At 71.1% G+C, this 4,787-nt stretch carries 4 protein-coding genes; all 4 read right to left on the bottom strand.

What is annotated here, in order from left to right:
- Positions 1-552, bottom strand: a 552-nt coding sequence (locus OKW78_RS16375) for an NAD(P)-dependent oxidoreductase (protein WP_281196127.1), incomplete at its 3' end; no start/stop codon positions are given.
- A gap of 90 nt (positions 553-642) precedes the next feature.
- The gene (sepF, locus tag OKW78_RS16370) at positions 643-996 is read right to left on the bottom strand and encodes a cell division protein SepF (RefSeq protein ID WP_281196126.1); all 354 of its coding nucleotides are present in this window, start codon (positions 994-996) and stop codon (positions 643-645) included.
- A gap of 168 nt (positions 997-1,164) precedes the next feature.
- The gene (gene mutS / locus OKW78_RS16365) at positions 1,165-3,957 is read right to left on the bottom strand and encodes a DNA mismatch repair protein MutS (RefSeq protein ID WP_281196125.1); all 2,793 of its coding nucleotides are present in this window, start codon (positions 3,955-3,957) and stop codon (positions 1,165-1,167) included.
- 60 nt (positions 3,958-4,017) lie between these two features.
- Positions 4,018-4,787: bifunctional hydroxymethylpyrimidine kinase/phosphomethylpyrimidine kinase (gene thiD / locus OKW78_RS16360; RefSeq protein WP_281196124.1), on the bottom strand; the 770-nt coding region annotated here is incomplete at its 5' end.

Raw genomic sequence — 4,787 nt, 5'->3', positions numbered from 1 at the left:
CTTGGTGAGGTTGCCGATGCGGACGCAGACGACCGCCATCCCGAACTCGTCGTGATAGTACCGTCCGAGGAACTCGCCGGTCGCCTTCGAGACGCCGTAGAGGTTTCCCGGACGGGGGAGTTCCTCGCCGTCGAGCCGGTAGTCGTCGTCGGGACGATAGAGGTCGGGCGTCCGGTCGTCGGTCTCGTAGCCGCCGACGGCGTGGTTCGAGGAGGCGAACGCGAACTTCTCGACGCCCGCCTCGGCGGCGGCGCGCATCACCACCTGCGTCCCGTCGATGTTGTTCCGGATCACGGAGTCCCACGGCGCGGTCTTCCGCGGGTCGCCCGCGAGGTGGATGACCGCGTTCACGCCCGTCATGGCCTCGCGGACGGCGCGCTCGTCGGTGATGTCGGCGACGTACTGGTCGGCGTCGGTCACCCGGTCGGGCACCTTCGCGGCCGGGATCGGCTCGCGGTCGAGGAGCCGCCAGTCGTACGCCTCGCCGATCCCGTCGAGGATGGCCTGGCCGACCCGCCCGCCCGCGCCTGTGAGTAGGACCGGATCGTCCATTCAGCCTACTATGGACGCGAGGACGGCATATATGACACGGTTCGGCCGCCGAAACGGTGACGCCCGATCCGGGGCCTCACGCGAACGTCCTCAAGAGAGCTTCTGACGCGAGACGGTCACGCCGGTCGGTGCCACCACGAGCTGGTCGTCCCCCTTCTGGACGATGTCTCCGTCGACCTCCTCCGCGACCTGGCGGAGCTCGTCGATGATGTGTTCGACGGTCCGGTCGGACGTGGAGTGACGGGTGATGTCCGCGATGACGAAGTCGCCGTCGTAGACCGCGTCCTTGATCGGGATGACGTCGCTCTGGTCGCCGATCTCCGCGATGTGTACCTGCATTCCCGCCTCCGCTTTCGCCTCGGCGAAGTCGTCTATGTCGAGTTCGACGTAGTCGTCGACGGAGCGCTGTCCGCCCCCGCCGAGGATCTTGCTCATAATACCCATACCAGTGTTACGACGAGGTCGCACATTAGTTCTTACGTCAGACACGGCCGTTGCGTTTTCGTTCGGACGAGGCCGCCGCGTCGGTCGCTCGAACGCGGTCACACACGACGACGAACCCGCCGCACGGCCGTCCGGTAGCGAGCCCGAGATCGACGGAGTCGGCTCCGATCACTCGAGGCGGTCCTGCCACTCCTTGACGCGCGCGAGCAGCTCCACCGGTGCCGTCTCCGCGACGTCGACATCGGTCAACTCCTCGATCACCGCGCGCGTCTCCGCGTCGAGGCCGTCCTCGGGAGTCTCGAGCGCGGCGGCCCGTTCGTCCGAGGATCCCTCCGAGACCGGAGTTCCCTCGGAACCGGTCGCCGGCGACTTCTCCTCGTCTCCGTTTCGAGCGCCGCGTTCTCCCCCCTCGGCTCCCGCGAACGATCCGGTCGAGAGGTCGAAGACGGCCTGTCTCGTCCCGTCCCCTCCCGTCCCCTGCCGCGAGCCGCCCTTCGCCTCGATCGCCTTCTCCTCGCGCAGCCGGTCGAGCACCCGGCCCGCGCGGTCGACGACCGGCCCGGGGACGCCCGCGATGTCGGCGACGTGGACGCCGTACGAGCGGTTCGTCGGCCCGTCACGAACCGTCCGGAGGAACGTCACGTCGCCGTCGCGCTCGTCGACCGCGACGTGGACGTTCTCGACGCGCGGGAGGTGGTCCGCGAGCGTCGTCAGCTCGTGGTAGTGAGTCGCGAAGAGGGTTCTGGCGCGCACCTCGTTGTGGAGGTACTCCGTGGCCGCCCACGCGATGGATATTCCGTCGTAGGTGGCGGTGCCGCGGCCCACCTCGTCCAGGATCACGAGCGACTCCTCGGTCGCCGAGTGGAGGATGTTCGACAGCTCCTGCATCTCCACCATGAACGTCGAGCGCCCCTGCGCCAGCTCGTCGAGCGCGCCGACGCGGGTGTATATCCCGTCGACGAGGCCCACCTCCGCCGCGCGTGCGGGCACGAACGACCCCGCCTGTGCGAGCAGCTGGATCAGTGCCGCCTGCCGCATGTACGTCGACTTCCCGCTCATGTTCGGTCCCGTGACGATCAGGAAGCCGCGCTCCGCGTCGAGCTCGAGGTCGTTCGGCACGAAGTCCGTCGTTCGCTCGACCACCGGATGGCGACCCGCCTCGATCGAGAGGGTCCGCGACTCCGAGAGCGTCGGGCGGGTCCAGTCGGTGCCCGCCGCGTGGGTCGCGAGCGACGCGAGCGCGTCCAGCTCCGCGAACGCCCGCCCCACGTCCTGTAACAGCGCCACCGCCTCGGCGACCCGCTCGCGGAGTTCCTCGAACAGCTCGTACTCCAGCTCGCCGCGTGCCTCCTCGAGCCGGAGCACCTCGCGTTCGCGCTCCTCCAGCTCGTCGGTGACGAACCGCTTGGAGTTCTTCAGCGTCTTGATCTCCCGGTAGTGGTCGGGTACCCGGTCCGCGACCGACTTGCCGACCTGGACGTAGTAGCCGTCCGTCTTGTTCCGGTCGACCGTGACGTGGGAGAGCCCGTGGTCCCGCTTCTCCCGCTCGGCGAGCGTGTCGAGCCACTCGAGGGCCGCCTCGTGGCGCTCGATCAGCTCGTCGAGCTCCGCGTCGTACCCCTTTCGGAACAGCCCGCCCTCGGTCTTCGTCTTCGGCGGGTCCGCCGCGAGCGCCTCCTCCAGCTCCCCGTGGAGCTCGCGGGCACGGTCGCGGTCCGGTCGCCGGAGGACCGCCGCGACCGGCGAGTCCGCGAGCGCCGTCCCCTCGATCGCCTCCGCGAGCGCGGGGAGCAGCGCGAGCGTGTCGCGAACCGACGAGAGCTCCCGCGCGCCCGCGCTCCCGCTCGTCGTCCGGGCGGCCAGCCGTTCGAGGTCGTACGCGTCCCCGAGCGTCTCGCGGAGCCGGTCGCGCGCGAGCGCCGCCGACGCCAGCGCCTCCACCGCGTCGAGCCGCCGGGAGAGCTCCTCGCGGTCGCGTTTCGGCCGCGTGAGCCACTCGCGGAGCAGCCGACCGCCCGCGGCGGTGACCGTGTGGTCGACGGCGTCGAGGAGCGACCCGTCCGTCTCCCCGCGCATCGTCTCCGTCAGTTCGAGGTTGCGCTGGGTGGTCGCGTCGAGCTCGACGTGGTCGCTCGCCCCGTACGTCGTCAGGCGCGTCATCGACGCGAGCACGCCCGCGCCCGTCTCGGCGACGTACGCCAGCGCCGCGCCGGCCGCCCGCGTCGCGGGCTCGGAGTCCAGTCCGACGCTGTCCGTGGCCCCCTCGCCGAACTGCTCGCGGACCGCGTGGGCCGCCCGTCCCGGCGCGAACGCCTCCGCGTCGAAGACGGAGACGGAGCCGGAGAGGTCCTCGCGGACCGAGGCGAGGAACGCGTCGTCGTTCCGGATATCGGGCCCTGGCAACACCTCCGCGGGGTCGAACCGGTACAGCTCCGCCCGGAGGTCGCTCCGGTCGTCGACCGCCGTGGCGAGGAACCGACCGGTGGTGACGTCCGCGAACGCGATCCCGTACGGGTCCTCGTCGGAGTCGCCGCCGTCACTGCGGTTGCTCCCGCCGGAGGCGGTCCGACCGCTACCTCCGGCATCCCCGCCGCGCACGACCGTCGCGAGGTACCGCGCGTCGTCGTCGCTGGTCTCGAGGAGCGTCCCGGGCGTGACGACCCGGGTCACCTCCCGCGCGTGGCCGCCGTCGTCCGTCTCGTACTGGTCCGCGACCGCGACCCGGTAGCCGCGCTCGACGAGCGCCTTCAGGTACGGCGTCAGCTCAGAGAGCGGGACGCCCGCCATCGGATACGACGACCCGTGGGAGGACTTCTGGGAGACCGTCAGGTCGAGCTCGTCGGCGACCAGCTCGGCGTCGTCAGCGAAGAACTCGTAGAAGTCGCCGCACTGCATCGCGAGGACGTCCGCGTCCGTCCCCTCCTTGAGTTCGAGGAACTCCCCGACGATCCCCGTTGGCATACCCGTACTCCCGCCGTCGGCGGCTAAAACCCTACGGGTCGGTCGCGGCCGGCGACGGAGTCATGGATCGATGTCCATCGCCGTCGGATCGACCGCACCCGGACCCGACCCCACGTCGTAGCCGCGCCGGATCCCCTCGCTCATTCCGTCGACCGCGTCGACGACCGCTCCCTCCAGCGACTCGCCGATCGCCAGCCGCGCGGCGATCGAGCTCGAGAGGGTACACCCGGAGCCGTGGGTCGCGTCCGTGTCGACCCGCGGGTTCTCGATCCGCTGCACGTCGGGATCGCCGGCTCCGGTTCCGACTACCAGAACGTCCGTCACGGTCTCCCCGTCACCGAGGTGACCGCCCTTCACGAGCGCCGCGTCGGCTCCGCGGTCGACGAGCGTCCGCCCGGCGTCCGCGGCGTCCGCGGGCGTCTCGACCGCGCCCCCGACGAGGACTGCCGCCTCGTCGGCGTTGGGCGTGACGAGCGTCGCCGCCGCGATCAGGTCGTCGTACGCCTCCTCCGCCGCCGGCGACAGCAGGCGGTCGCCGGTCGCCGCCACCATCACGGGGTCGACGACGACCGGACCCGGGAACTCGGCGAGCTTCCGCGTGGCCGCCTCGACGACCTCGCGCGTCGCCAACATCCCGGTCTTGACCGCGTCGGGCGCGAAGTCGTCGACGACCGCGTCGTACTGGGCGGCCACGTGCTCGGCCGGCAGCGGGTTCACGTCCCGGACGCCGCGGGTGTTCTGGGCGGTCGTCGCCGTCACGACCGACGTGCCGAAGACGCCGTGGGCCGTCATCGCCTTCAGGTCCGCCTGGATCCCCGCCCCGCCGCCGC

The organism is Halorubrum sp. F4, assembly GCF_027257195.1.
In the GTDB taxonomy this organism is placed as follows: Archaea; Halobacteriota; Halobacteria; order Halobacteriales; family Haloferacaceae; genus Halorubrum.
Note: the sequence above shows the minus strand (reverse complement) of the source record. Positions and strands in the feature narration are given on the sequence as shown.

Bases quoted from the DNA above. Each gene is read 5' to 3' on its own strand.
- sepF (WP_281196126.1), bottom strand. From the start codon at position 996: ATGGGTATTATGAGCAAGATCCTCGGCGGGGGCGGACAGCGCTCCGTC.
- mutS (WP_281196125.1), bottom strand. From the start codon at position 3,957: ATGCCAACGGGGATCGTCGGGGAGTTCCTCGAACTCAAGGAGGGGACG.